At 45.0% G+C, this 25,643-nt stretch carries 21 protein-coding genes; 14 read left to right on the forward strand and 7 right to left on the reverse strand.

Annotated features, from left to right (window positions below):
- The first annotated feature begins 251 nt into the window (after positions 1 to 251).
- Entirely contained in the window at positions 252 to 1,151 is a 900-nt protein-coding gene (metF, locus tag ACED42_RS08225) for a methylenetetrahydrofolate reductase (RefSeq protein ID WP_009848888.1), read from the forward strand.
- A gap of 179 nt (positions 1,152 to 1,330) precedes the next feature.
- On the opposite strand, the gene ACED42_RS08230 is transcribed toward metF, so the two are convergent.
- The 3 genes from ACED42_RS08230 to argE form a co-directional block, all read right to left on the reverse strand.
- Positions 1,331 to 1,870: a PadR family transcriptional regulator gene (locus ACED42_RS08230; RefSeq protein ID WP_009848889.1), complete on the reverse strand. Its 540-nt coding sequence runs from the start codon at positions 1,868 to 1,870 to the stop codon at positions 1,331 to 1,333.
- 347 nt (positions 1,871 to 2,217) lie between these two features.
- Positions 2,218 to 4,854 (reverse strand): phosphoenolpyruvate carboxylase, encoded by a 2,637-nt coding sequence (gene ppc, locus ACED42_RS08235; protein WP_017096539.1) that lies wholly within the window; start codon positions 4,852 to 4,854, stop codon positions 2,218 to 2,220.
- A 251-nt stretch (positions 4,855 to 5,105) separates the two neighbouring features.
- Positions 5,106 to 6,242: an acetylornithine deacetylase gene (gene argE, locus ACED42_RS08240; protein WP_004729680.1), complete on the reverse strand. Its 1,137-nt coding sequence runs from the start codon at positions 6,240 to 6,242 to the stop codon at positions 5,106 to 5,108.
- Positions 6,243 to 6,395: 153 nt separating this feature from the next.
- Here argE and argC point away from each other — a divergent pair, with 153 nt between their 5' ends.
- From argC to argH, 4 genes are all read left to right on the forward strand, one after another.
- Entirely contained in the window at positions 6,396 to 7,400 is a 1,005-nt protein-coding gene (gene argC, locus ACED42_RS08245; RefSeq protein ID WP_017091989.1) for an N-acetyl-gamma-glutamyl-phosphate reductase, read from the forward strand.
- Between the two features lie 12 nt (positions 7,401 to 7,412).
- On the forward strand, positions 7,413 to 8,201 hold the full coding sequence (argB, locus tag ACED42_RS08250) for an acetylglutamate kinase (RefSeq protein WP_371702126.1): 789 nt from the start codon (positions 7,413 to 7,415) through the stop codon (positions 8,199 to 8,201).
- A gap of 113 nt (positions 8,202 to 8,314) precedes the next feature.
- Positions 8,315 to 9,526 carry an argininosuccinate synthase gene (locus ACED42_RS08255; RefSeq protein ID WP_192889519.1) on the forward strand — a complete coding sequence of 404 codons (1,212 nt, stop codon included), beginning with the start codon at positions 8,315 to 8,317 and terminating at the stop codon, positions 9,524 to 9,526.
- A 347-nt stretch (positions 9,527 to 9,873) separates the two neighbouring features.
- Positions 9,874 to 11,748, forward strand: a complete 1,875-nt coding sequence (argH, locus tag ACED42_RS08260; protein WP_009848895.1) for an argininosuccinate lyase — start codon at positions 9,874 to 9,876, stop codon at positions 11,746 to 11,748.
- Between the two features lie 243 nt (positions 11,749 to 11,991).
- Here argH and ACED42_RS08265 read toward each other — a convergent pair whose 3' ends face one another.
- Complete coding sequence (locus ACED42_RS08265; RefSeq protein ID WP_371702127.1) at positions 11,992 to 12,240, reverse strand: DUF3624 domain-containing protein; 249 nt, start codon at positions 12,238 to 12,240, stop codon at positions 11,992 to 11,994.
- 87 nt (positions 12,241 to 12,327) lie between these two features.
- On the opposite strand from ACED42_RS08265, the gene ACED42_RS08270 reads away from it, so the two are divergent.
- Positions 12,328 to 12,675 (forward strand): RidA family protein, encoded by a 348-nt coding sequence (locus ACED42_RS08270; RefSeq protein ID WP_004729674.1) that lies wholly within the window; start codon positions 12,328 to 12,330, stop codon positions 12,673 to 12,675.
- Positions 12,676 to 12,854: 179 nt separating this feature from the next.
- Here ACED42_RS08270 and ACED42_RS08275 read toward each other — a convergent pair whose 3' ends face one another.
- Both ACED42_RS08275 and ACED42_RS08280 read right to left on the reverse strand, forming a co-directional pair.
- Positions 12,855 to 14,321, reverse strand: a complete 1,467-nt coding sequence (locus ACED42_RS08275; RefSeq protein WP_371702129.1) for a dihydrolipoyl dehydrogenase — start codon at positions 14,319 to 14,321, stop codon at positions 12,855 to 12,857.
- Between the two features lie 306 nt (positions 14,322 to 14,627).
- Entirely contained in the window at positions 14,628 to 15,356 is a 729-nt protein-coding gene (locus ACED42_RS08280) for a glutathione peroxidase (RefSeq protein WP_010435300.1), read from the reverse strand.
- 221 nt (positions 15,357 to 15,577) lie between these two features.
- Here ACED42_RS08280 and oxyR point away from each other — a divergent pair, with 221 nt between their 5' ends.
- Positions 15,578 to 16,471, forward strand: coding sequence for a DNA-binding transcriptional regulator OxyR (gene oxyR, locus ACED42_RS08285; protein WP_017103618.1), 894 nt, complete (start codon positions 15,578 to 15,580; stop codon positions 16,469 to 16,471).
- A 107-nt stretch (positions 16,472 to 16,578) separates the two neighbouring features.
- Here the strand turns inward: oxyR and ACED42_RS08290 are convergent, their stop codons facing one another.
- Positions 16,579 to 19,137, reverse strand: a complete 2,559-nt coding sequence (locus ACED42_RS08290) for a penicillin-binding protein 1A (protein WP_371702132.1) — start codon at positions 19,135 to 19,137, stop codon at positions 16,579 to 16,581.
- A gap of 151 nt (positions 19,138 to 19,288) precedes the next feature.
- On the opposite strand from ACED42_RS08290, the gene pilM reads away from it, so the two are divergent.
- The 7 genes from pilM (at position 19,289) to aroB (ending at position 25,601) form a co-directional block, all read left to right on the forward strand.
- Positions 19,289 to 20,314, forward strand: a complete 1,026-nt coding sequence (gene pilM / locus ACED42_RS08295) for a type IV pilus assembly protein PilM (RefSeq protein WP_371702134.1) — start codon at positions 19,289 to 19,291, stop codon at positions 20,312 to 20,314.
- Positions 20,298 to 20,912, forward strand: a complete 615-nt coding sequence (locus ACED42_RS08300; RefSeq protein WP_065679726.1) for a PilN domain-containing protein — start codon at positions 20,298 to 20,300, stop codon at positions 20,910 to 20,912. Before pilM ends, ACED42_RS08300 begins: the two co-directional genes overlap by 17 nt.
- Positions 20,905 to 21,534 carry a type 4a pilus biogenesis protein PilO gene (locus tag ACED42_RS08305; RefSeq protein ID WP_017100002.1) on the forward strand — a complete coding sequence of 210 codons (630 nt, stop codon included), beginning with the start codon at positions 20,905 to 20,907 and terminating at the stop codon, positions 21,532 to 21,534. The genes ACED42_RS08300 and ACED42_RS08305 overlap by 8 nt, the downstream gene beginning before the upstream one ends.
- Positions 21,521 to 22,039, forward strand: coding sequence for a pilus assembly protein PilP (locus tag ACED42_RS08310; protein ID WP_371702152.1), 519 nt, complete (start codon positions 21,521 to 21,523; stop codon positions 22,037 to 22,039). The genes ACED42_RS08305 and ACED42_RS08310 overlap by 14 nt, the downstream gene beginning before the upstream one ends.
- 35 nt (positions 22,040 to 22,074) lie before the next feature.
- The gene (locus ACED42_RS08315; RefSeq protein WP_017100004.1) at positions 22,075 to 23,793 is read left to right on the forward strand and encodes a type IV pilus secretin PilQ; all 1,719 of its coding nucleotides are present in this window, start codon (positions 22,075 to 22,077) and stop codon (positions 23,791 to 23,793) included.
- 176 nt (positions 23,794 to 23,969) lie between these two features.
- Positions 23,970 to 24,488 (forward strand): shikimate kinase AroK, encoded by a 519-nt coding sequence (gene aroK / locus ACED42_RS08320; RefSeq protein ID WP_009848907.1) that lies wholly within the window; start codon positions 23,970 to 23,972, stop codon positions 24,486 to 24,488.
- A gap of 24 nt (positions 24,489 to 24,512) precedes the next feature.
- Positions 24,513 to 25,601 carry a 3-dehydroquinate synthase gene (gene aroB, locus ACED42_RS08325; protein WP_012604944.1) on the forward strand — a complete coding sequence of 363 codons (1,089 nt, stop codon included), beginning with the start codon at positions 24,513 to 24,515 and terminating at the stop codon, positions 25,599 to 25,601.
- Positions 25,602 to 25,643: the final 42 nt, after the last annotated feature.

The following is a 25,643-nucleotide window of genomic DNA, read 5'->3' on the forward strand; positions in this document are numbered from 1 at the left end:
TAAATAGCATACTATCCACTAAGATAAACAAGGCTGAAAGCACGATGTGTTTTCAGCCTTTTTTCTACATTATTTCTGCTTTGCGACTCATCTATCGGCTTGAGCTTTTCTCACTATCTACTTGAAAAAAATTCATAATGGATCTGTTGACATTAAATCGTATTCAATTCATTCTGGAGACATATAGACGTCTAAACGTTGCTAGGGATTTGAGATTATTTAGTGGTTGCTTTTGCCACAGGGAGAGTAAGATGGGATACACACACGCAAGTCATATCGACGCTTTAAATCAGAATATTGCAGAGCTTTCTGACAACATCAATGTGTCATTTGAATTTTTCCCACCAAGTAGTGAGAAGATGGAAGAGACCCTGTGGAATTCTGTTCACCGTCTTAAAACACTTCAACCTAAATTTGTATCGGTAACTTACGGTGCAAACTCGGGTGAGCGTGATCGTACCCACTCAATCATTAAAGAAATTAAGAACCAAACAGGCTTAGTTGCTGCACCACACTTAACGTGTATTGATGCTAGCCGCGAAGAGCTGATTCAAATTGCCGACGATTACTGGGCAAATGGCATTGAAAGTATTGTTGCGTTGCGTGGTGATATTCCAGCAGGCGGCGGTGCGCCAGATATGTATGCGTCTGATTTAGTCGAGCTGCTTAAATCTCGTCACGACTTTGATATATCAGTAGCGGCATTCCCTGAGGTTCACCCTGAAGCAAAAAGCGCTCAATCTGATCTTATTAACCTAAAACGTAAAGTGGATGCGGGTGCAAATCGTGCAATCACTCAGTTCTTCTTCGATGTAGAAAGCTACTTACGTTTTCGTGACCGTTGTGTGGCGGCTGGCGTTGACGTAGAGATTGTACCGGGTATCTTGCCAGTTTCTAACTTCAAGCAAGCGTCTCGTTTTGCTGCGATGAATAACGTAAAAGTACCGGGTTGGATGGCGAAGCAGTTCGAAGGCTTGGATGATGATCCAACAACTCGTCAGTTAGTTGGTGCTAGCCAAGCGATCGATATGGTTCGTACGCTAAGCCGTGAAGGTGTGAAAGATTTCCACTTTTACACGCTAAACCGTGCAGAAATGACTTATGCACTTTGCCACACATTAGGTGTTCGTCCACAAGTCGCTGCGCTTTAAGTAAAGTCTAGGAAGTAAAGCCCAAGCGCTTGTAAAAGCTTCTGGTAGTAACATTTCAAATCCTATAGATACAAAAAAGGCTTGGACTCTAAGAGTTCAAGCCTTTTACTTTTCTAGCTTCTAGCTTCTAGCTTCTAGCTTCTAGCTTCTAGCTTCTAGCTTCTAGCTTCTAGCTTAACTTAAGCAAGAGCGCCAAGTTCAAGCAGTACTTCGTCAGCCCATACAATCCATGCTTCACGGATCAGTAGGTTACGACGAAGCGTTAGACGCTCTAGGCGTGCTTGCTTGTCTAGTGTAGATGGCGTTGCGTAGTAAGCCGCTTCGATTTCTTTGTAGTGAGAAACCAGTTTGCGAGACTCTTCTACTAGTTCAGCAAGTTGTACACGGTACGCATCAGAAGGTTGTACAGCACAAGCGATTAACTTAGCTGAGAACTCGTCACGAACTGTTGGGTGTGCAGTTGGTTGTTCAAACCATTCACCTAGCGCGCCACGGCCAGCATCGGTGATAGAGTAAACTTTACGATCAGGTTTGCCTTCTTGAGGCTCAAGTACGCAAGTTACCTGGTCGTTCTGAGCCATTTTATTTAGCTCGCGGTAAACTTGTTGGTGGCTAGCTTTCCAGAAGTAACCAATGCTTGCGGAGAATTCTTTTGTGATATCGTAACCAGTAGCATCGCGTGTACTTAAAACGGTTAAAATTACGTGTGGTAATGACATGTCTGAAATCCAAATGGTAAACAGTAAACAAATACTTGAACAACAAGTGTGCTTCTATGGCACGTTATATTGGTTATGTTCAAGTAGCACCAACTTAATCGTTGGTTATGTCACCTTACAAAGCCGTTTATCACCTAGGTTGACCAGTTTATTGGTCGAGTGCCGCAGATTATTATTTTGGAGTGTTTCTGCAGCGGAGCAGTAGTATATCTAAATAATAAGCATAAAGTAGAATACATGGACAAAATAACCCAAAAAACTGACAAAATACTCACTAGTGGTCATTTGGCAAAATAAAAAGGCCGCCAATGGCGACCTTTTGTTTCTTTTGTAGATGGAATCACTAATTAACCAGTGTTTCGCATACCTGCTGCAATACCTGCAATCGTCACCATTAGCGCTTCTTCTAGCTCTGCTGGTGGTGTTTCACACTTACGAGTACGGTAAAGCAGTTCCGCTTGAAGCATGTTTAGTGGCTCAACATAGATGTTACGTAGACGAATTGACTCAAGTCCCCAAGGGTCGCTTTGCATCAAGTTCTCGTTATTTTCTACATTCAGCACCGCTTTGATGTCTTTTTGCAGCTGTTCACGCAGTAACTCACCCAGAGGTAATAGCTCTTCGTCAACAAGTCGCTGGTCGTAGTACTTAGCTATTTCCATGTTGCACTTCGAGTACACCATTTCCAACATACCTAGACGAGTCGAGAAGAATGGCCATTCACGACACATCTCTTCAAGTAGCGCTTGATGGCCTTGATCGACAGAGTATTGAATCGCTTCACCAGCGCCTAACCATGCAGGAAGTACCAAACGGTTTTGGCTCCATGAGAAGATCCATGGGATCGCACGTAGGCTTTCTACGCCGCCGTTCGGGTTACGTTTCGCAGGACGAGAACCAAGAGGTAACTTGCCTAACTCTAGCTCTGGCGTCGCTTGGCGGAAGTAAGGAACAAACTTCTCTTCACCACGAACGACGTTGCGGTAAGCTTCGCAAGATACTTCAGACAGCACTTCCATTAGGTCGCGCCATTCTTGTTTTGGCTCTGGTGGTGGCAGAAGGTTCGCTTCTAGAATCGCACTTGCGTATAGGTTGAAGCTATTAACTGCAACATCTGGCAAGCCAAGTTTAAAGCGGATCATTTCGCCTTGTTCAGTTACACGTAAGCCGCCTTTCAAGCTTTTAGGTGGCTGAGAAAGAAGAGCCGCGTGCGCTGGCGCACCACCACGACCAACCGTACCACCACGACCGTGGAATAGAGTCAGTTCAATGCCTTCTTCTTCACAAGCCTTAACTAGCTTGTCCATTGCATCGTATTGCGCCCAGCCTGCAGACATTACACCGGCATCTTTAGCTGAGTCAGAATATCCGATCATCACCATTTGGTGGTTCTGGATAAAGCCACGGTATAAATCGATGCTCATTAGCTGTTTCATTACGGCTTCTGAGTTGTTCAAGTCGTCTAGCGTTTCGAACAATGGACATACGTCCATGCGGTACGGGCAACCACATTCTTGTAGAAGCAAATGTACAGCCAATACATCCGACGCAGTACGAGCCATAGAGATCACGTAAGCACCAAAGGCTTCTCGAGGTTGAGCAGCAACGACCTTACAGGTGTCTAAAACCTCTTTGACCTGCTCAGATGGTTCCCAGTCGCGTGGTAACAGTGGGCGCTTTGAGCTTAATTCATTGGTTAAGAAAGCAACCTTATCTTGCTCGCTCCATTGGTCGTAATCACCAATGCCTAGGTAGCGAGTCAATTCAGATAGCACATCTGAGTGACGAGTACTTTCTTGACGAACATCGAGACGAACCAAATGCACGCCGAATGCTTTTAGGCGGCGTAGCGTATCAAGTAGAGAACCGTCCGCGATTACGCCCATGCCACATTCGTGCAGTGATTGGTAACATGCGTAAAGTGGTGTCCAAAGTTGGTCTATGTTCTGTAGAGTTTCTTTCTTCGGTACTTCTGCGTCGTGCAGTTTTGCATCAAGCACTTCTAGCGTGTTGTTGAGCAGAGTACGTAGGCTCTTCAGGATTGCACGGTAAGCTTCGTGCTCATCGCCAGCCAATTCACGAACGGCATCATTACACTTGGTCATCGACAGTTCGGTAATCAACTCGTTCACGTCACCTAGGTATAGATCAGCGGCTTTCCAGCGAGATAGACGCAGTACTTCTTTAGTGATGGTGTGCGTTACGAATGGGTTACCATCGCGGTCACCACCCATCCAAGATGAGAAATGAACAGGGCGCGCATCAATTGGCAGGCCTTCACCAAGGTAACCTTTTAATCGACCATCCATTTCACGTAGGAAATCAGGCACAGCTTCCCAAAGTGAGTTTTCGACAACCGCAAAGCCCCACTTAGCTTCATCAAGTGGCGTTGGGCGTTGCTGGCGAATCACATCCGAGTGCCAACCTTGAGCGATAAGTTGCTCTAGGCGGCGTTCTGTCTTGGCACGCTCTTTGTGTGATAGGTCGCTTAATTCTAATTTAGACAGACACTCGTTGATCTTAACCAGCTTGTTGATCATGGTGCGACGAGTGATTTCTGTTGGGTGAGCGGTCAAAACGAGTTCAATGTTCAGGTCGCGAACGGCTTGAGCCGCGTCTAGCTTGCTGATGTCATTTTGATTTAGTTTAGAAAATAGAGATTGCAGCACGTCTGGTTCGCAAACATGCTCCTCACAGTGGCGAGAGATGGTGTGGTATTGCTCTGCCATGTTGGTGAGGTTGAGAAATTGGTTAAATGCACGAGCAACAGGAGTGAGTTGTTCGTTCGGCAGGTTTTTGATTTCTTCAACTAGGCTGTCACGGTCAGCTTTGTTGCCTGCGCGGGCGGATTTGGAAAGTTTACGGATAGTCTCCACTTTCTCTAAGATAACGTCACCATGTGCATCTTGGATTGTGTTACCTAGCAAGCGTCCCAGCATGCTTACGTTACTCTTGAGAGCGGCGTATTTCTCGTTCATTGTCATCCTGCCTCGTAAAAAAATTACATCCATTGTTCCTTGTTAAGTACACAATCTAGCGAAAAGTGCTGTATCTAGTCAAATAAAGCATTCTAAGTTTGCAATTATTAGGTTTAAAAATGCGGGAGAAGTAAATTTTTCAAAACTTAGAGAAAAAGTGAAATTTAATTACAAGATCAGGCTGTGTCAGGGATAACAGAATAAAAGCCACCTTTTTGGGTGGCTTATATACGAAAATATTGGAAAGGAAGTAATAACTAGAAACAATATTTACGGATCGATTTACTCAGAACATCAATTGTTGGGTCAATAAAATCGAAGCTTAAGAACTCATCCGGTTGGTGAGCTTGGTCAATTGAGCCTGGACCTAACACCAAGGTTGGACATAACTCTTGAAGGAAAGGTGCTTCAGTACAGTAGTTCACGGTTTGCGATTCAATCTCACAAACTGATTCCATGCCACCGATAAATGGATGGTCGTGCTGGCACTCATAGCCTGGGATTGGCTCATGCAGGGGAGTAATTTCAATTCTGCCCGGCCATTTTGCTTCCACTTCTTTAAGTGCGCTGCGCAGCATGTTATCTAAGCCATCTAAGCTGATACCGGGCAAAGGACGAACGTCATAGTGTAGTTCACAGCAGCCACAGATACGGTTAGCACTGTCGCCACCGTGAATATGACCAAGGTTTAGCGTCGGGCTTGGAATTGCAAAACCTGGGTGATGGTACTCTTTGACTAGCTTGTCACGCAGCTGCATTAAAGCAAACAGCACTTCATGCATGATCTCAATGGCGTTGACGCCTAATGCTGGATCAGAAGAGTGGCCTGATTTACCGGTTACTCGTACTGCGTTGGCGACATGACCTTTATGGCCACGAATCGGCACGAGGCTGGTTGGCTCACCAATGATGCAGTAATCCGGTTTAAACGGCGCATTTTCAGTGAAATGACGTGCACCCAACATAGTGGTTTCTTCGTCACAGGTTGCTAATACATAAAGCGGCTTGGTCTGTTTGCTCCAATCCATCTTCTTCGCGGCTTCATAAACGAAAGCGAAAAAGCCTTTCATATCGGCGGTGCCTAATCCGTAGAAGCGGTTGTTGTGTTCTGTTAGTGCGTGAGGATCGAAATTCCAACGTCCTTCATCGAATGGCACCGTATCGCTGTGTCCTGCAAGCAATAAGCCCCCTTCGCCAGAACCCATCTTTGCGACCATATTATGCTTGCCGGGTTCGACTTCCACGACCTCAACGCTAAAGCCTACGTCTTTAAACCATTGAGCCATTTTTTCGATCACTTTCTCGTTGCCATGATCCCAGCTTGGATCTGTTGAGCTAATGGAGTCGGTGGAAATTAGGCCTTTATAGACCTCAAGGAAACTCGGTAATTGCATAATATCTTCACTTCTACTATTGACAGGAAAACCATAAGTCGGTAAAACACATATTAAATCATATTTAATGCATAAGAAATCAAATATAGCTAAAAATTAAGTATGAATAGTCAAATTTGAAATATAACTTACCTCAAGAATGGATGTGTTGAGATGTTGAAAACCACGATCATTGGTGCAAGCGGCTATACAGGAGCAGAACTGGCTCTAATGATAAACAGACACCCTGAGCTCACGCTATCAGGTTTATATGTCTCAGCCAATAGCGTAGATGCGGGCAAACCTATTGCTGCACTGCACGGTAAGTTAGCTGGCCTGATTGATATGCCAGTACAACCTTTAACAAATCCGGAAGAAGTGGCCAAACAGTCTGATGTGATTTTTCTAGCAACGGCACACGAAGTCAGTCACGACCTAGCGCCCATTTTTCTAGAGAACGACTGCCAAGTTTTCGACCTATCGGGTGCATTCAGAGTTAAAGGTGAAAACTTCTATCAAGAGTTTTACGGTTTTGAACATCAACACGAACAATGGCTAGACAAAGCGGCTTACGGTTTAGCGGAATGGAACGAACAAGAAATAAAAGAAGCTCAGCTTGTTGCAGTCGCGGGTTGTTACCCAACTGCATCACAACTGGCGATTAAGCCTTTAGTTGAAGCAAAGTTACTGGATGAGAACCAATGGCCAGTGATTAACGCGACCAGTGGCGTTACTGGAGCTGGTCGCAAGGCGACCATGGTCAACAGCTTCTGCGAAGTAAGCCTGCAAGCTTATGGTGTATTTAACCACCGTCATCAACCTGAAATGGCTGCACACCTAGGGTGTGATGTGATTTTCACTCCGCACCTAGGCAACTTTAAGCGTGGAATTTTAGCGACCATTACCATGAAACTGGCTGACGGTGTGACAGAACAACAGATACAAGAAGCCTTCGAGCAAGCTTATCAAGGTAAGCCAGCCGTGAGATTACTCGAAGAGACATTGCCAAGAATTCAAGATGTAGAACAGACACCCTTCTGCGATTTAGGCTGGAAGGTTCAAGGTCAACACATCATCGTTGTTTCAGCGATTGATAACTTATTAAAGGGTGCATCTAGCCAAGCGATGCAGTGTTTAAATTTACGTTATGGTTTTGCGCCATTAACTGCGTTAGTGTAAGGGAATCTAGATATGAGCCTTAATAATCAACCATTAATCATAAAGTTAGGTGGCGCTGCGCTATCTTGTGGTGAAACACTTAGCAAGTTATTTGGTGCTATCTCTGCTTACCAACAACAGGCACAACGACCAATCGTGATTGTTCACGGCGGCGGTTACCTTGTTGATGATTTGATGAATAAGTTGAACCTCGAAACGGTTAAGAAAGAGGGGCTACGTGTTACTCCTTATGATCAGATCCCTGTGATTGCTGGCGCGCTAGCAGGTACAGCGAATAAATTACTTCAAGGTCAGGCGATTAAAGACGGTATCAACGCCGTTGGTTTGAGCCTAGCAGACGGTGGTTTATGTAAAGTCAGCGAGCTGAATCCTGAATTGGGTGCAGTAGGTAAAGCTGAGCCGGGCGACTCAACCGTTCTGCAAGCGATCCTTAATGCTGGTGCATTGCCAATCATTAGTTCTATTGGTCTCACTGATCAGGGACAACTGATGAACGTTAATGCCGATCAAGCCGCGGTTGCCGTTGCAGGTGCGCTTGATGCTGAACTGGTACTGCTTTCTGATGTAAGTGGAGTGTTGGATGGTAAAGGGCACCTGATTCCAAGCCTTAATCAACAACAAGCCGATGACCTCATCACAGGTAAAGTCATTACTGACGGCATGATCGTTAAGGTTAAAGCCGCACTAGAAGCCGCTAACGACCTTGGACGACCAATCGAAGTTGCCACTTGGCGATACCCAGAAAAGCTAACACAACTGTTTTCAGGTAAAAGCATAGGAACACAGTTTTTACCTCAGTAGGTCTCACAGCGAGTCACTACTTAAAGAATTTAGACAAATTAAATAAACATATAATTATGAAGTCATTTCCAACGCTGACCGCCATGTGCAGTATGGAAACTAGGAGAAAGAAAATGAGCAAAGTTAACGTAAAGAAAGTTGTAGTAGCCTACTCTGGCGGTCTAGACACATCAGTAATTATTCCATGGTTGAAAGAGAACTATGATTGCGAAGTTATCGCATTTGTTGCAGATGTAGGCCAAGGCGATGAAGAGCTGATTGGTATTGAAGAGAAAGCAAAAGCGTCTGGTGCTTCTGAGTGTTACATCGCTGACCTTAAAGAAGAGATGGTGGCAGATTACATCTACCCAACGCTAAAAACTGGCGCTTACTACGAAGGTAAATACCTACTAGGTACTTCGATGGCTCGTCCAATTATCGCGAAAGCTCAGGTTGAGGTTGCACGTAAAGTCGGTGCAGACGCACTGTGTCACGGCTGTACAGGTAAGGGTAACGACCAAGTTCGTTTTGAAGGTGCATTTGCTGCACTAGCACCGGATCTACACGTAATTGCACCTTGGCGTGAATGGGATCTAGTGAGCCGTGAAGAGTGTCTAGATTACCTAGCTGAACGTAACATCCCTTGTACGGCTTCTCTTACTAAGATCTACTCGCGTGATGCAAACGCATGGCACATCTCTACAGAAGGCGGCGTGCTAGAAAATACATGGAACGCACCGGATGAAGATTGCTGGGCTTGGACTGTAGACCCAGAGCAAGCGCCAAACGAATCTGAAACTGTGACACTTAAAGTTGAAAAAGGTGAAGTGGTAGCGGTTGATGGCGAAACAATGACGCCATACAACGCGCTGGTTTACCTAAACGAGAAAGGTGCTAAACACGGTGTTGGTCGTATCGATATCGTAGAGAACCGTCTTGTTGGTATGAAGTCTCGTGGTTGTTACGAAACTCCAGGTGGCACAATCATGATGGAAGCACTGCGTGCAGTAGAGCAACTGGTTCTTGATAAAGCAGCATTTGAATTCCGTGAAGAGCTAGGTGTTAAAGCTTCTCACCTTGTATACGATGGTCGTTGGTTCACTCCGCTATGTAAGTCAATTCTTGCGGCAACAGAAGAACTAGCACAAGACGTTAACGGCGAAGTGGTTATCAAACTTTACAAAGGCCATGCAACGGTGACTCAGAAGCGTTCTGACAACAGCCTGTACTCAGAAGAGTTTGCAACCTTTGGTGAAGATGAAGTTTACGACCAAAGCCACGCTGAAGGCTTCATCCGTCTTTACTCGCTATCAAGCCGTATCCGTGCTCTGAATAGCCAAAAGTAATCCGAACAATGAGTTAGTGAGCTAGCCTTTTACGAATAACGGAAGGCTAGCAAATAGACATTATTATGCAAAGCCCATCCACTATTGATTAGTGAATGGGCTTTTTTCTATCTATTAGTCTAATAAATCAGCTTCGGTTTTTATCATTGAATGGCATATAATTCGCGAATCACGCTGAAAATATATAATGGATTAAATCATTGATGAATAAATATGTGAAAATAATGAATTAATACTTTATTTTCATTTTGAATTGCCGTAAGTTTAAACCATCAGAAAAATACTGAATTTTAATCAGAATTATCATTTGCAAAAACAGTGAGCACTGTGCAATTAGGAGATACACAATGGCATTATGGGGCGGTAGATTTACCCAAGCAGCAGACACCCGGTTTAAAGATTTTAACGATTCTCTTCGTTTTGATTACCGATTGGCTGAGCAAGACATTGTGGGCTCAATTGCCTGGTCTAAAGCTCTACTGTCGGTCAACGTATTAACCGAAGAAGAGCAACAGAAGCTTGAGTTAGCGTTGAATGAGCTAAAACTTGAGGTGATGGAAGATCCTGAACAGATTCTACGTTCTGATGCAGAAGATATTCACAGCTGGGTCGAGCAACAACTTATCGGCAAAGTCGGTGACTTGGGCAAAAAACTTCACACTGGCCGTTCTCGTAATGACCAAGTGGCGACAGACCTTAAACTATGGTGTCGTCAGCAAGGTAACCAACTGCTACTTGCATTGGATCGCCTACAAAGCCAAATGGTGAACGTCGCTTCTCAGCATCAAGAAACCGTGCTTCCTGGCTACACTCACTTACAACGTGCTCAGCCGGTAACTTTTGCTCACTGGTGCTTGGCTTACGTTGAAATGCTTGAGCGTGATTATTCTCGTTTGAATGATGCGATTAAGCGTCTAGATACATGTCCGCTGGGTTCTGGTGCCCTTGCTGGAACTGCTTACCCGATGGACCGTGAAGAGTTAGCTCACAACTTAGGTTTCCATCGTGCAACGCGTAACTCTCTAGATTCAGTATCTGACCGTGATCATGTGATGGAGCTGATGTCGATTGCATCTATTTCTATGCTTCACCTTTCACGTCTTGCAGAAGATATGATTTTCTACAACTCAGGTGAATCAAACTTCATCGAGTTAGCCGATACAGTGACGTCAGGTTCATCTCTGATGCCACAAAAGAAAAACCCGGATGCACTAGAACTTATCCGTGGCAAAACTGGCCGTGTATACGGTTCATTAGCAGCAATGATGATGACAGTAAAAGCTCTGCCTTTGGCGTACAACAAAGATATGCAAGAAGATAAAGAAGGTCTATTCGACGCTTTAGATACTTGGAATGATTGTATGGAAATGGCAGCGCTGTGTTTTGACGGCATTAAAGTGAACGGCGAACGTACACTTGAAGCGGCGAAGCAAGGTTATGCGAACTCCACTGAACTGGCTGATTACTTAGTAGCGAAAGGCATTCCTTTCCGTGAAGCTCACCATATTGTTGGTGTGACGGTAGTTGCTGCGATTGCTAAAGGCTGCGCATTAGAAGAATTAACCATCGCGGAGATGAAAGAGTTCTCTGAGGTGATTGAAGAGGATGTGTATGACATCCTGACCATTGAGTCGTGTCTTGAAAAACGTAGCGCGCTAGGCGGTGTATCTCCACAACAAGTGGCTTACGCGGTTGACCAAGCAGAGAAGCGTTTATCACAGCGTGATACTTCTATCGTTAAGGTTCGTTCTGCTCGTCTGACCGATATTGAAGCGTTGGAAGGCATGGTGGCCTACTGGGCGAATATGGGTGAAAACCTGCCTCGTTCTCGTAATGAACTGGTGCGTGATATTGGCTCGTTTGCCGTCGCAGAGCATCATGGCGAGGTGACGGGTTGTGCATCACTCTATGTGTATGACTCTGGTTTAGCGGAAATCCGTTCGTTAGGTGTTGAAGCTGGCTGGCAAGGTCAAGGGCAGGGCACCGCGATTGTGCAGCACTTGGTTGATAAAGCGCGACAAATGGCGATCAAGAAGGTGTTTGTGCTGACTCGTACCCCAGAGTTCTTTATGAAGCATGACTTTTTACCGACATCAAAATCTCTGTTGCCTGAGAAGGTACTGAAAGATTGTGATCAGTGTCCTCGCCAACATGCATGTGATGAAGTGGCGTTGGAAGTGAACTTGGTTGAACAGATCATCGCAAAGGTAAATGTTGCATAAGGCATTGATTTTATGGCGCCTAAAAAAAAGATCAAAAATCTGATCTTTTTTGGGAACAAACTAAGAAAAGTCCGGTCTATTAAAGTACCACTGCTTTTTCTTAGAATTTTCTAAGAAAGCCCTAGAATCGATTGGTTCTGGGGCTTTTTTCTATCTGCTGTTTGGGAAATGATGGGAGCTTGCTAAGTAGGGGCATTTAATTGGGCGTCTGGCCTTTATCGCTTATCTAGCAACGTCTCTCTGTTAACGCTTTTTGTTCCTTAAAGGCAGCACGACAAATTTCATTATCCAATGCAACGACAGCAACCCACTGAACGCGAAAGCGGCCATCATCAAGGCGATGGCATTGATGGTTTTTGGGTCTTCTTTGAAAAAGAACCACCACACTCCCCAACTTAAAATCGACAACACCATCAGTTGGTTCATACAACGCTGGCAGCGGCCGAGTTTGTTACGGATTTTTTCACTTTTATTGCAATGAATGCATGTCATCTTAGGTTTGATTCGCGTTATGCTTGTTGCCTTGATAATAACACGTCACAAGATATTGGATCTCGGTGACACAGAGAGAGAAAGTCGATGATTGAGCGCCAAGAAACCAAACAACGCATGAGCCGTATTGTTAAACACAACGGCACTATCTACCTATGTGGCCAGGTGTGTGCTGATGCAACTAAAGACATCACAGAACAAACACAAACGATGCTAGATAAAGTGGAAGCCCTACTTGAGCAAGCGGGCAGCGATAAAGAGCACATGCTGTCAGCAACGATTTACTTGAAAGACATGAAAGACTTCCAAGAAATGAACGCAGTATGGGATGCATGGGTTCCTGAAGGTCACGCTCCGGCTCGCGCATGTGTAACGGGTGATATGGCTCGTGAAGCGCTACTTGTTGAGATCTCTGTGATTGCTGCTGAGAAGTAATTGCTTAAAGCTTTTAGTGACGCAATGGCTTCAAGAGATTCCAGATACCTTGTCCCTCGGTTCTGAAATGACGAGTTTAACTTTGATTAGCTGATGCGTTCAGCCAAAAGAAAAAGGAAAGCCAATGGCTTTCCTTTTTAGTATCTAGCGTTTGTTAACTGACTAACGATAGTCTGAGATTAACAGCCCGGACCACAATCCAGACAGTGTTTCACCATCTCTGGACCTAGGTGCAGTTTCGCATTGAGGTCACGTAGCGCTGTTCGCACACCTTCTTCAATCACTGGGTGGTAGAACGGCATGTCTAGCATTTCAGAAACCGTCATCTTGTTCTGGTGTGCCCAAGCTAATAGGTGAGCCAAGTGTTCTGCGTTTGGTCCCATCATTTCAGCACCAAGGAAGCGGCCTGTACCTTGCTCGCCGTATACGTGCAGAATACCTTTGTTGCGCAGCATCACTCGTGAACGACCTTGGTTCTCGAAAGACACTTCACCTGTTGCGAAACAACCACATGTGCCTAAGCGTGTGGTGATCTCTTTGTAAGTTTCACCAACCATCGCGATTTGTGGGTCAGAGAATACCGCTGAGATTTTAGAACGGCGTAGGCCTGCACGAATCTCTGGGAAGCGACCTGCGTTATCACCCGCAATACGTGCTTGGTCTGCTGCTTCATGTAGTAGAGGCAGTTGGTTACTTGCGTCACCGGCAATAAATACTGATGGTAGCGATGTTTGTAGTGTGTAGTGGTCTGCGATAGGAACACCACGTTCATCAAGTTCTAGAGAGGTATTCTCTAGGCCAAGCTTATCAGTGTTTGGACGACGACCTGTTGCTGCCAGTACGTATTCAACGACGTTAGTTTCTAGTTCACCTTCTTTATTGATGAACTGGATCTCGACGCGATCTTCACCCGAGTCAGTAGTAATACGTTGCATGCTTTCGATTTTTACGTCTGCATCAAGGTAGAATTCTTCATTGAAGGCTTTGTCTGCGTAAGCCATGATCTCTGGGTCGGTTACCGGGCCTACTTGACCACCTAAACCGAACAGTTTTGTTTTTACACCCAAGCGGTGCAGTGACTGACCAAGCTCTAGGCCAATAACGCCCGGGCCAAATACCGCCACTGATTCTGGTAAATCATCCCAGCTGAATACGTCATCATTAATGATTAGACGGTCGCCAAGTTCATTCCAAACTGCAGGGTAGGCAGGGCGAGAACCTGTTGCGATAACAATACGCTTAGCCGTCACAACCGTGTGGTCATCGATTTGTAGCGTGTTGTCATCTAAGAACTTTGCGTAGCCAGAGATCTTGTCTTGCTCTGGAATTTCATCAACACCTTCTAAAACAAAACCAACAAAACGGTCACGTTCAAACTTCACTCGGTCCATTACTTCACGGCCGTTAATCACGATATCACCTTGTGGGTGAACGCCAAAAGCCGGAGCTTTCTCAATTTGGTGTACACTTTCAGCCGCTGCAATAAGCAGTTTAGATGGCATACAACCAACACGAGCACAGGTTGTACCGTAAGGGCCGCCTTCAATCATCACAACACTGTCAGTGTGTGCTTTTGCAGCGCGGTAAGAACCTAAACCTGCCGTACCGCCCCCGATAACTGCTACATCTACATCGACTTGTTTCATAATAATTTTCTCGCAATAGCTAAATTTAGTTTGAACGAACCCCTCCAACTCTGGTGATTTTTTAAGAGTCAGGATTGGGGGTCAGTTTTGTGATTCTGTTTTATTAGGTTTAGCTTGTCGCTCTGCCTTTATTGCTATCTGCTTCTTGTTACTAACTATAGGTTAGTTAAAGACGGGCGAGTCACAAGCTATATTCTCTTTCCAAAGCTCAGATAAGAGTATTTGGAATAGCTAACCCACAAGAGGGTGGGTTAGCTGATATTGCTTAGTTAACTTAACGATTAAGCTTATATCGATGGTAAGTCATTAACCTAGGAAAGCTTCAAGTTCTTCGCTACCACCGATGTGTTTGCCACCGATGAATACTTGAGGAACCGTTGTACGACCAGAGATTGCACGTAGGCTTACTGTTGTCGCGTCTTTACCTAGTACTACTTCTTCGTAGTTCAAACCTTTGTCGATTAGGTTCTGCTTCGCTTTCATACAGAAAGGACAGCCTGGCTTAGTGAATACTGTGATTGACTCTTGCTCTTTGTGCTCAGGAGCAATGTAGTTAAGCATAGTATCTGCATCAGAAACCTTGAACGGGTCGCCTGGTACGTCTTCTTCGATGAACATTTTTTCTACCACGCCGTTTTTAACCAGCATGCTGTAGCGCCATGAACGTTTGCCGAAGCCGATGTCGTTTTTCTCAACTAGCATACCCATACCGTCTGTGAAATCACCGTTACCATCTGGGATGAATGTGATTTTTTCAGCTTCTTGGTCTGCTTTCCAAGCGTTCATTACGAATGTGTCGTTTACTGAAACACATAGAATGTCATCAACACCGTTTTCTTTGAATACAGAATGTAGCTCGTTGTAACGAGGTAGGTGGCTTGAAGAACATGTTGGTGTAAACGCACCTGGTAAGCTGAATACGATAACTGTCTTGTCTTTGAATAGCTCTTCCGTCGTTACGTTAACCCATGCATCACCTTGGCGAGTTGGGAATGTTACTTGAGGGATTGATTGACCTTCTTTAGATGCAAACATATTGATTTCCTTAAATAGTATTTTAAATTTTGTTCTATCAGAGCTTAACGTTTTTCTTTGCTCTGTTTCGTTTCGTTGAGCCCATTATTAGACAAATCCTTTGATAGCTCTAATCGTTTGATGTTATGGTTTTGATAGGTAAATTCTATCAAGAGCATTTTTCTTTTAAATGTTTCTATGAAACCCCTTGTTCTTATTAAACCAGAGGTAAGAGACTGATCATGAACATTCGTGACTTTGAATACTTGGTGGCGCTCGCAGAGCATAAACACTTCCGAAAAGCGGCAGAAGCGTGCTTTGTCAGTCAGCCGACACTAAGCGGTCAAATACGCAAACTAGAAGATGAAATTGGACTTCAGTTAACCGAGCGTAGTCCAAGGAAGGTCATATTTACAGAATCAGGGTTACAACTTGTTGAACAAGCCAAGCGTATTCTCAATGAAGTAAAGACTTTTAAGGATATGGCAAGTGGACACGGTGAAGCGATGACGGGGCCGATGCACATTGGTTTTATTCCGACCGTTGGCCCTTATATTTTACCTAAGATCATTCCTCATCTTAAAGAGTGCTTTCCCGATCTTGAGCTTTACCTGCATGAAGCGCAGACCCATCAGCTAGTGAGTCAACTTGAAGATGGCAAGCTTGATTGCTTGGTATTGGCTGCAGTTGATGAAACGGCGGCGTTCAAAGAGATTGATGTGTATAACGAACCGTTGAGCGTCGCAGTGCCGTGTGATCATGAGTGGGCTAAGCAAGACACTGTCGATATGTTGCAGTTAAATGGACAAACCGTACTTGCACTGGGTGATGGTCACTGCTTACGAGACCAAGCCTTAGGCTTCTGTTTTGCTGCGGGTGCAAAAGACGATGAGCGCTTTAAAGCGACCAGCTTAGAAACGCTGCGTAACATGGTAGCAGCAGGGGCAGGTATTACCTTGCTTCCTCAGCTATCGGTACCGAAGGAAAAACAGAAAGATGGTGTGTGTTACGTTCCAGCGGTGAACCCAACACCTTCACGTCGCATTGTTGTTGCCTACCGACCGGGCTCTCCGTTAAAGGGGCGCTTTGAGCAATTGGCTGAGGCTATCCGAACTCAATTAGATAAAGCTGTTTAGTAATTTAAATCGTAGATAGCTCTGATTATAGATACAAAAAAAGGGTTGATATGAATACATATCAACCCTTTTTGTTGGTTCATGTTACTTGGTTCAACAAACCCTAACTAGAACAGCTCTTCTACTGCTTCACCTGATGACGTTGAGTAGATGTCATCATTGAAACGTTCAGTAATGTACTCGGTTGGCTCAGTGCCTTTCTCGAAATACTCGAACATTGATGAGCTGTCGAACTTGTTGGTCAGTAAGCCAGTTTCACGGTCGATACGAACGCGAACGATATTTTCTGGAAGCTCTTTACGTTGTGCCGGAACACCCGCTAACGCTGTGCCCATGAAATCAACCCATGCCGGCTCTGCTGTTTTAGCGCCCGCTTCTGCACCTGTAATTTGATTTTTACCAAGGTTAGAGTTCGCTTTGGTTCGACCTAGGTTACGGTTGTGGTTGTCAAAGCCAACCCATACCGTTGCAACCATGCCAGGGCCGTAACCGCTGTACCAAGTATCTTTCGAATCGTTGGTGGTACCGGTTTTTCCGCCAATATCGCGACGCTTCAGCGGTTGAGCACGCCAACCTGTACCATTCCAGCCTGTGCCAGCACTCCAGTCACCGCCGCCCCAGATATTGCTGTACATCATTTCACGAACAAGGAACGCGTTCTGCTCAGTGATCACTTGGGGTGCGTACTGTACTTGGGCATCCACATCTTGCTCGGCAAACTCATCAGCCATTGAATCTGAGGTCATTGGCTGTTGGCAATCGTCTTTACACACTACTTTCGGTGTCGCTTGGAATTCAGTCTCACCAAATGGTGTTTCAATGCGGCTGATGTAGAAAGGTTCAACGTAGTAGCCGCCATTAGCGAATACTGAGTAACCTTGAGCTACCTTCATTGGCGTTAAGCTACCCGCACCCAGAGCAATGGTTTCAGAGCGCGGTACTTCGTCAATATCAAAACCAAATCGAGTTAGGTAGTTACGAGTATCATCCAAGCCCACTTCGCGCAGTACACGTACTGCCATTACGTTTTTAGATTGAGCTAAGCCAATACGTAAACGAGTTGGACCCACATAGGTCGGTGGTGAGTTCTTTGGTCGCCATGCCGTGCCTTGGCTCTTATCCCATTGATTGATAGGCGCATCGTTGATCAGTGAGGCTAGCGTTAAGCCTTTCTCAATCGCTGCTGAGTAGATAAATGGTTTGATACCAGAACCCACCTGACGAATAGATTGCGTTGCACGGTTGAATTTGTTGTGAACAAAGTTAAAGCCACCCACCATCGACAATACCGCGCCGTTGTTCGGGTTCATTGCAACAAAAGCGGTGTTCGCATTGGGTACTTGGCTTAGTCGCCATACAACCGGTGTTTCAGGTTCAGTTGTTGTTTCTTCGGTAGGCTCTTCAGATACTTCATCGCCGGTTACTGCTTCATGGCGAACCCAAACTTGCTCACCAACAGCCAAAATCTCTTTCGCTTGAGAAGGCGCTGGACCTTGGCGGTTGTCCGTTAGGAATTTACGCGCCCAGTTCATGCCTTGCCACTCGATAGTGCCTTCGCCTTGGTTCTTAACCCAAACTTGAGCGCTTTTCGAATCAACAGCGGTTACAACTGCTGGTACTAAGTCACCATAGGTTGGTTGAGACTTAAGGTGCTTAACGATTTGTTTTTGATCCCAAGCCGATTGCGCCGTTTGCCATAATACTTTTTCAGCACCACGGTAACCGTGACGTTCATCGTAGCCAAGTAGGTTCTTAATCGCTGCTTGGTTCGCTGCTTTTTGTAGTTTTGAATCAACGGTGGTGTAGACCTTCATGCCTGATGTGTAAGCGGCTTCACCATAGCGTTCAACCATCCAAGCTCGTGCAACTTCTGCTACATATGGTGCGCTCAGTTCAATCTCGGCACCGTGATATTTCGAGATAAGTTCTTCACTGCGAGCGTCATCGTACTCCGATTGAGTGATGTATTTTTCGTCTAGCATACGACGTAATACCACGTTACGACGGTTGGTCGCACGCTCAACAGAATAAATAGGGTTCATAGTTGAAGGTGCTTTTGGCATGCCCGCAAGCGTAGCCAATTCACTTAAGGTGAGCTCAGGAAGATCCTTACCAAAATAAACACGCGCTGCTGCGCCGAAACCATATGAACGGTGACCAAGGAAGATCTTGTTTACGTAAAGCTCCATGATTTCTTCTTTACTCAGAAGTTGCTCTATGTGGATCGCAATGAAGATCTCTTTGATTTTACGCATGATCTTTTTCTCATTAGATAAGAAGAAGTTACGCGCAAGCTGCTGAGTAATGGTACTTGCCCCTTGTTTGGCTGAACCGGACATAGCAACCACGAGTGCTGCTCGAGTGATACCAATTGGATCAATACCAGGGTGCTCGTAAAAGCGGCTATCTTCGGTAGCAATCAAAGCTTCAACTAGGTGGCGAGGAATCTCGTCATAAGTCACTGGATTACGACGCTTTTCACCAAATTGAGAGATCAATTTACCGTCTTGACTGAAGACTTGCATTGGCGTTTGGAGTTCTACGTCACGCAAAGTGGCAACATCAGGCAACTCTGGTTTTACGTAATAGTAAAATCCGAAAATTGTACTGACTCCAAGAATCATGCAAATCAATGTAAATATGAATAATCGCTTTATGAACTTCACCGGATAATCCCTGATTAGTTAAGGCTGATAAGCAGCAAACCCTTGTACTCTAGGTTAAAAACTTAGCTTTCGTTTATTAACGCTTATTTAACTAATAATCACAACCCCTAGATAATCAACGAAATGCTTGGCACTTCAGGAGCTAGGTCACATGGGTTCATCATTAATTACAGGTATAGATATAAATCATCACAGCATCAAAGCCGTGGTACTAAAACCCGTGGGGGAGTTGTATGCCCTAGTGGGATACAAAGAGCTGCCGATTTCGGACGACATTTTTACAGCTAACCATACTTTGGAGTATCAGAAAACTGTTAAGAAACTTAAAGAACTTAGGAAAGGACTGCCTTTTGGCTGTCGCAACGTCGCCATTTCGGTACCCGATAACACGGTGATCAGCAAAGTACTGCAAATAGAGAGTGATTTAGAAGACAGAGAAAAGGAGTTTTCTATCTATCAAACCTTTGCTCATCAATCTCCCTTTCCTATCGAGGAGCTGAGTTTAGATTTTGTAAAGCTGGAAGACAAACGATTTGGTAAAGGATCGACAACTAGCTATCAGATATATGCGACTCGTAAGGAAGTTGTAGACAGTCGAGCGGATGCTTTAAATAAAGCCGGATTTAAACCTGTTGTCATCGACACCCAAGCACATGGTCTGCTCAATATTTGGCAGTTGGCTTCACGCCTTTATCCTGAAAAAAGTAACTGGTTGCTGGTGGACGTGGGAGTTGACCAAACGTCGTTAGGCATTATCCCGCAGGATTCAGCACCTTTCTATAAAGACATCGCCTTTGGTACTCAAGATCTTCGCGGTACTGACAGCCCGAGTTATACAGAAGGTGTGTTCGGCAACGCAGAGGAGACACATCGGTTTATTGTTAATTTGGTTGAAAAGCTTAAGCGACAGTTGCAACTCTATTCCTCAGTGAATGCACTTGAGCCGATATCCGGGATCTGGCTGATGGGCGAAGGAGCCAGCATTCCGATGGTAGTTGAAGATCTAGAGCGCCATTTTCAGATGAGTTGTGAATCGCTCAATCCTTTATCGTTATTTGAGAACAAGGTGGCGAAGCGGCACCAACTGCCGATGAACTGGCAACATTTCGGCATTGCCGCGGGTATGGCGATGAGTGGACTCAAGTGGCAAGGAGAGAAGCATGTTGCATCAAATTAACCTGCTGCCGTGGCGTGATGAGATTCGCGCTCAGCACAAGAAGCGTTTTATTCACCTAGTCATTCTTGGCGTCATCATTGCACTTACAGGGCAATGGGCGGTTGGTCACTATTTTCAAGATCAACAAGCCAAACAGCAAGCTCGCCTCAATTATCTTAATCAATACATTGCCGAGCTCGACCGACAAATTCAATCGTTAAAAGTTGCAGAACAAGAACACAAAGCCATTCTGACTCGACTTGATGTCGTGGAGTCGTTACAGCTTGGCCGTAATAAGACCACCGACTTTATGAATCTAATGCCGGAGCTGATTCCTGAAGGGGTGTATGTCGACAAGATAAAGATGAATGGTCAGGAGATTGAGATGGCCGGTATCAGCGACAGTACGGCTCGCCTCGCCACAATGTTGGACAATCTAGAGCGTTCTGATTCTCTTAAAGGGGTCGAGATGCACTCTATTATCCATAACCGAAAACGCTTCAATAAAGAGTTTCAGACCTTCAAGGTCTCTTTTGTGTTTAGCCCTGTTTCTTTAGAAAACACAACCGCAGAGAGCGCAACCGCGAGCAGAAAAGAGAAGGGGGCAAATCATGGCTAACCTTCAAAGTAGGATTAGCTGGCAAAATAGTGTGAGCTTGCAAGATCTCGATGCTGATGAGATCACCGAATGGCCGTTGTTGCCCCAACTGCTCGTTATTCTGTTGCTGATGATATTAATCCAAGGTGTCGGGACTTGGCTGTATTTGCTGCCTTTAGACGATGAACTGCAGCAGATGAAGCAGCAAGAGCAGACTTTGAAAGCAACGTTAAGGATAAAAGCGAACAAGGTTGCGGCTTTGCCTAAGCTTCAGAGTCAGTTGGATGAGCTAACCAGTCGCTACGACTATCTGTTAGAACAACTACCCGTTCAAAAGGAGCTCGCCAGTATGTTGGCCTCAGTGAATGAACTTGGTTTGGATAATGCGCTGACCTTTACGCGCATTGATTGGGGGCAAAAGCAGAACAAGGAATTCCTCTATCGGTTACCCCTCAATATTGAGCTAACCGGTGATTACCATGAGATTGGCGATTTCTCCGCGGCCATCGCAAAACTGCCACGCATTATTAGCTTCGATGATGTGAATTGGCAGCGAGTCAGTCAAGAAAGCAGCACGCTACATTTCAGGGTTCGAGCTTACACCTATCAGTTTAAATCGGAGGTGAATGATGAAATTCAGTAGCGTCCTTTTGTCCCTATTGTTACTGCTTGTGCTTTCAGGCTGTAAAGCCAGTCAGGATTCGTTAGAAGATTTTGTGAGGCAAGTTGAAGCTAAGGCGAGAAAAGAGGTAGAAAAACTTGTCCCAGAAACGGAGTTCTTAGCCGCAACTTATCAACGCCACGCCTTTCGCCCTCCCTTTGAACTTCCTAAAGAAGCCATGGTTCAAAATCAACCCTTGGTGAAGAAAGACTGTTGGCAGCCGAACGCTCGTTCTCGTATTGGCAAGTTAGAAAAATACCCGCTGAGTAAGCTGCGTTTAAGAGGCGTAATGGGCCGTGGAACAAGCGTTTCAGGGTTAGTACAAACCCCAAAAGGGAACGTGGTCAATGTGAAAAAAGGTCAGTTTATTGGCTTAAACAATGGTCGAGTTACTAAGGTGACGAGCCAGTATGTACAGATTAATGAAACTCTTCCAGATGGTTTAGGTTGTTGGCATAAGCGCAACGTTAGGCTCGCTCTGAAGTAAACCAATGTCACATGATGTGGATATGAGATGTAAATATGATTAAAGGAATAAGTGGATTAGTGAGCAAGGCTCTACAAGGTTTTGCTGTGTCTGTGATGTTGGTGGTTAGCGTGTTCAGCTATGCCGAGAGCTTGCCAAATCAATTGGAAAATATTGATTTTAGGGTCAACAAGGAGAAAGACGCCGTCATCATTATCGAATTGGCAACCAGCACTGCTGTGGTGGATGTTCAACGTGCTCAGGAAGGTTTAAGTATCGAGTTACTCAATACTCAGGTGAATGACGATAAGCTTTACCTCCTGGATGTGAAGGACTTCGCGACCTCAGTTGAAGGTATTGAGGTGTATAAGGAAACGCCCAGTACGCGATTGTTGGCAACGATCGCTGGTGACTATCAATATGAATACAACTTAAAAGGTCGCTTTATTGAGGTAATGATCAGTAGGCCTACTATTGATGAAGTGACAATAGAGAAAAATGTTTTAGAAAAAGAAGGCAAGGTGATATCGATTAACTTCCAAGATATCCCTGTACGTAATGTTTTGCAGCTTATTGCTGATTACAACGATTTCAATCTCGTTGTTTCTGATTCAGTCACGGGTAATCTGACTTTACGTTTAGATGGTGTGCCTTGGCAGCAAGTTCTCGACATTATCTTGCAAGTTAAGGGGTTGGATAAGCGTGTTGATGGCAACGTTATCTTGGTGGCACCTAAAGCTGAGCTCGACCTTAGAGAGCAACAAGCGCTAGAGAAATCTCGTTTGGAAGAAGAGCTAGGTGAACTCAAGTCGGAAATCATCAAGATTAACTTTGCCAAAGCCACCGACATTGCCGACATGATTGGTGGGGAAGGGGCGGTAAGCATGTTGTCCGAGCGAGGCTCGATTACCATTGATGAGCGAACTAACTCCCTGTTGATCCGTGAATTGGAAGAAAACATTGCGGTGATACGAGGCATTATTGAATCGCTAGACATTCCCGTGAAGCAAGTTCAGATAGAAGCACGTATTGTCACTGTTACTGAGGGTAATCTTGATGAACTAGGAGTGCGTTGGGGCGTTTCCTCGACTAACGGAAGCTTCAAAGTTGGCGGCTCGATAGAGGGCAACCATCCATCGCAAATTACGCCGTATGACGACAATGGTGGGAATAGTGCGATTGACGATTTCCTCAACGTTAATTTAGGAGCAACTTCCCCGAGCGCGTCGAGTATTGCGTTTCAGGTAGCCAAGCTGGGTTCTGATACCTTGCTTGATCTTGAATTGTCAGCACTGCAACAAGAGTCGAAAGCAGAGATTATTTCTAGCCCACGCTTAATTACCACCAATAAAAAACCCGCTTATATTGAGCAAGGTACTGAAATCCCTTATTTAGAGTCTTCTTCAAGTGGTGCTACTTCAGTCGCATTTAAGAAAGCGGTATTGAGTCTCAAGGTGACTCCGCAGATCACCCCCGATAATCGTTTGGTATTGGATTTGAGCGTGACTCAAGATAGGCCAGGGCAAGTGGTGAAAACCGGCACCGGTGAAGCGGTCGCTATTGATACGCAAAGAATTGGTACGCAAGTGCTTGTTAATAATGGTGAAACGGTCGTGTTGGGTGGTATTTTTCAACACAGTGTGAGCAGCCAAGTTGATAAAGTTCCACTGTTAGGAGACCTTCCTGTTCTTGGCGCATTGTTCCGTCGTAGCTATGAAAATGTAGGCAAAAGTGAACTACTTATTTTTGTTACACCTAAAGTTGTGATTCAGTAATGAGCAATTAGATTAAAAATAAAGTTGCATTAGTGGCACCTAACCTTGATAATTTCGGGTCTTATCACGAATTATCTGTGAGGAATCGGTGCCACGGGCCTTTTAATTTCAGTACTTGTACTGACCTACCTTGTGGCGATGTCATTGAATTAACGTTGTAAATTACTGCTAAAAACATGGCTGAGAAACGCAATATTTTTCTTGTTGGCCCAATGGGCGCCGGCAAAAGTACAATTGGTAGACACCTAGCTTCCCAACTTCATATGGAGTTTCTAGACTCTGACACTGTGATCGAAGAGCGCACTGGCGCAGACATCGCATGGGTTTTTGATGTTGAGGGCGAAGATGGTTTCCGTAAGCGCGAAGAATCTGTAATCAACGATCTGACAGAAGAACAAGGTATTGTTCTTGCGACAGGTGGTGGTTCAGTGCTGAGCAAAGAAAACCGTAACCGTCTATCTGCACGAGGCATTGTTGTATACCTAGAGACAACAATTGAAAAGCAACTTGCTCGCACTAACCGCGACAAGAAACGCCCTCTACTTCAAACAGACAACCCGCGTGATGTGCTAGAAGATCTAGCTGTATCTCGCAACGCACTATACGAAGAAGTGGCGGACTACACAGTTCGTACTGACGACCAAAGTGCAAAAGTGGTAGCCAACCAGATCGTAAAAATGCTAGAAGAACGTTAAGTTCATTTTTCGGAGAGCAAACCCATGGAACGGATTACGGTCAATCTAGCTGAGCGTAGCTACCCTATCTCTATTGGCGCCGGGTTATTTGAAGACCCGGCGTACCTTTCTTTTTTATCAGGTAAGCAGAAAGTTGTTGTTATCAGTAATGTGACAGTAGCGCCTCTTTATGCTGATAAAATTTTATCGCTATTGGATCAAGTCGGCTGTCAAACATCTCTTCTCGAGCTGCCAGACGGTGAACAGTACAAAAACCTTGAAACGTTCAATTCAGTGATGAGCTACATGCTTGAAGGAAATTACAGCCGCGATGTGGTGGTGATTGCTTTAGGTGGTGGTGTTATCGGTGATTTGGTTGGTTTTGCTGCTTCTTGTTATCAACGCGGTATTGATTTCATTCAAATCCCGACGACCCTTCTTTCTCAAGTGGACTCCTCTGTAGGTGGTAAAACGGCAGTGAACCATCCCCTTGGCAAGAATATGATCGGCGCTTTTTACCAACCAAAATCTGTCATCATCGATACTAACTGCCTATCAACGCTTCCAGAGCGTGAGTTTGCAGCGGGTATGGCTGAGGTGATCAAATACGGCATCATTTACGATGAAGCCTTTTTTGGCTGGTTGGAACAGAATCTAGAGAAACTGTATCAACTTGATGAAGACGCACTGATTACCGCGATTGCTCGTTGTTGTGCAATTAAGGCTGAAGTGGTTGCTATCGATGAAAAAGAGTCAGGAATCAGAGCGTTATTGAACCTAGGTCATACATTTGGTCATGCGATTGAAGCAGAACTAGGCTATGGTAATTGGCTACATGGTGAAGCTGTGTCGTCAGGCACTGTAATGGCAGCAAAAACCGCCCAATTACAGGGACTGATTTCTCAGCAGCAACTTGAGCGAATTATTTCTATACTCAAGAATGCGAAACTACCAATCCATACGCCAGAAAGCATGTCTTTTGAAGACTTTATGAAGCACATGATGCGCGATAAAAAAGTGCTATCTGGTCAGTTGCGTCTGGTATTACCAACAAGTATTGGTACTGCTGAAGTGGTTGCTGATGTACCTCAAGACATCATTAAACAAGCGATTGATTTCTGCCGTACTCTTTAAATTCGGTTATGAGGTTGCCTAGCTAAACTCTAGGCAACTGAA

Source organism: Vibrio sp. FF145, assembly GCF_041439075.1.
Lineage (GTDB): Bacteria > Pseudomonadota > Gammaproteobacteria > Enterobacterales > Vibrionaceae > Vibrio > Vibrio tasmaniensis_A.

Excerpts from the sequence above, each read along its gene's own strand:
- ACED42_RS08255 (WP_192889519.1), top strand. The coding sequence starts at position 8,315 with ATGAGCAAAGTTAACGTAAAGAAAGTTGTAGTAGCCTACTCTGGCGGT.
- ACED42_RS08230 (WP_009848889.1), bottom strand. The coding sequence starts at position 1,870 with ATGTCATTACCACACGTAATTTTAACCGTTTTAAGTACACGCGATGCT.
- ACED42_RS08270 (WP_004729674.1), top strand. The coding sequence starts at position 12,328 with ATGATTGAGCGCCAAGAAACCAAACAACGCATGAGCCGTATTGTTAAA.
- aroB (WP_012604944.1), top strand. The coding sequence starts at position 24,513 with ATGGAACGGATTACGGTCAATCTAGCTGAGCGTAGCTACCCTATCTCT.
- argH (WP_009848895.1), top strand. The coding sequence starts at position 9,874 with ATGGCATTATGGGGCGGTAGATTTACCCAAGCAGCAGACACCCGGTTT.
- ACED42_RS08300 (WP_065679726.1), top strand. The coding sequence starts at position 20,298 with ATGTTGCATCAAATTAACCTGCTGCCGTGGCGTGATGAGATTCGCGCT.
- metF (WP_009848888.1), top strand. The coding sequence starts at position 252 with ATGGGATACACACACGCAAGTCATATCGACGCTTTAAATCAGAATATT.
- argE (WP_004729680.1), bottom strand. The coding sequence starts at position 6,242 with ATGCAATTACCGAGTTTCCTTGAGGTCTATAAAGGCCTAATTTCCACC.
- ACED42_RS08310 (WP_371702152.1), top strand. The coding sequence starts at position 21,521 with ATGAAATTCAGTAGCGTCCTTTTGTCCCTATTGTTACTGCTTGTGCTT.
- argC (WP_017091989.1), top strand. The coding sequence starts at position 6,396 with ATGTTGAAAACCACGATCATTGGTGCAAGCGGCTATACAGGAGCAGAA.
- oxyR (WP_017103618.1), top strand. The coding sequence starts at position 15,578 with ATGAACATTCGTGACTTTGAATACTTGGTGGCGCTCGCAGAGCATAAA.
- ACED42_RS08275 (WP_371702129.1), bottom strand. The coding sequence starts at position 14,321 with ATGAAACAAGTCGATGTAGATGTAGCAGTTATCGGGGGCGGTACGGCA.
- argB (WP_371702126.1), top strand. The coding sequence starts at position 7,413 with ATGAGCCTTAATAATCAACCATTAATCATAAAGTTAGGTGGCGCTGCG.
- ACED42_RS08315 (WP_017100004.1), top strand. The coding sequence starts at position 22,075 with ATGATTAAAGGAATAAGTGGATTAGTGAGCAAGGCTCTACAAGGTTTT.
- ppc (WP_017096539.1), bottom strand. The coding sequence starts at position 4,854 with ATGACAATGAACGAGAAATACGCCGCTCTCAAGAGTAACGTAAGCATG.
- ACED42_RS08305 (WP_017100002.1), top strand. The coding sequence starts at position 20,905 with ATGGCTAACCTTCAAAGTAGGATTAGCTGGCAAAATAGTGTGAGCTTG.
- ACED42_RS08280 (WP_010435300.1), bottom strand. The coding sequence starts at position 15,356 with ATGTTTGCATCTAAAGAAGGTCAATCAATCCCTCAAGTAACATTCCCA.
- pilM (WP_371702134.1), top strand. The coding sequence starts at position 19,289 with ATGGGTTCATCATTAATTACAGGTATAGATATAAATCATCACAGCATC.
- aroK (WP_009848907.1), top strand. The coding sequence starts at position 23,970 with ATGGCTGAGAAACGCAATATTTTTCTTGTTGGCCCAATGGGCGCCGGC.
- ACED42_RS08265 (WP_371702127.1), bottom strand. The coding sequence starts at position 12,240 with ATGACATGCATTCATTGCAATAAAAGTGAAAAAATCCGTAACAAACTC.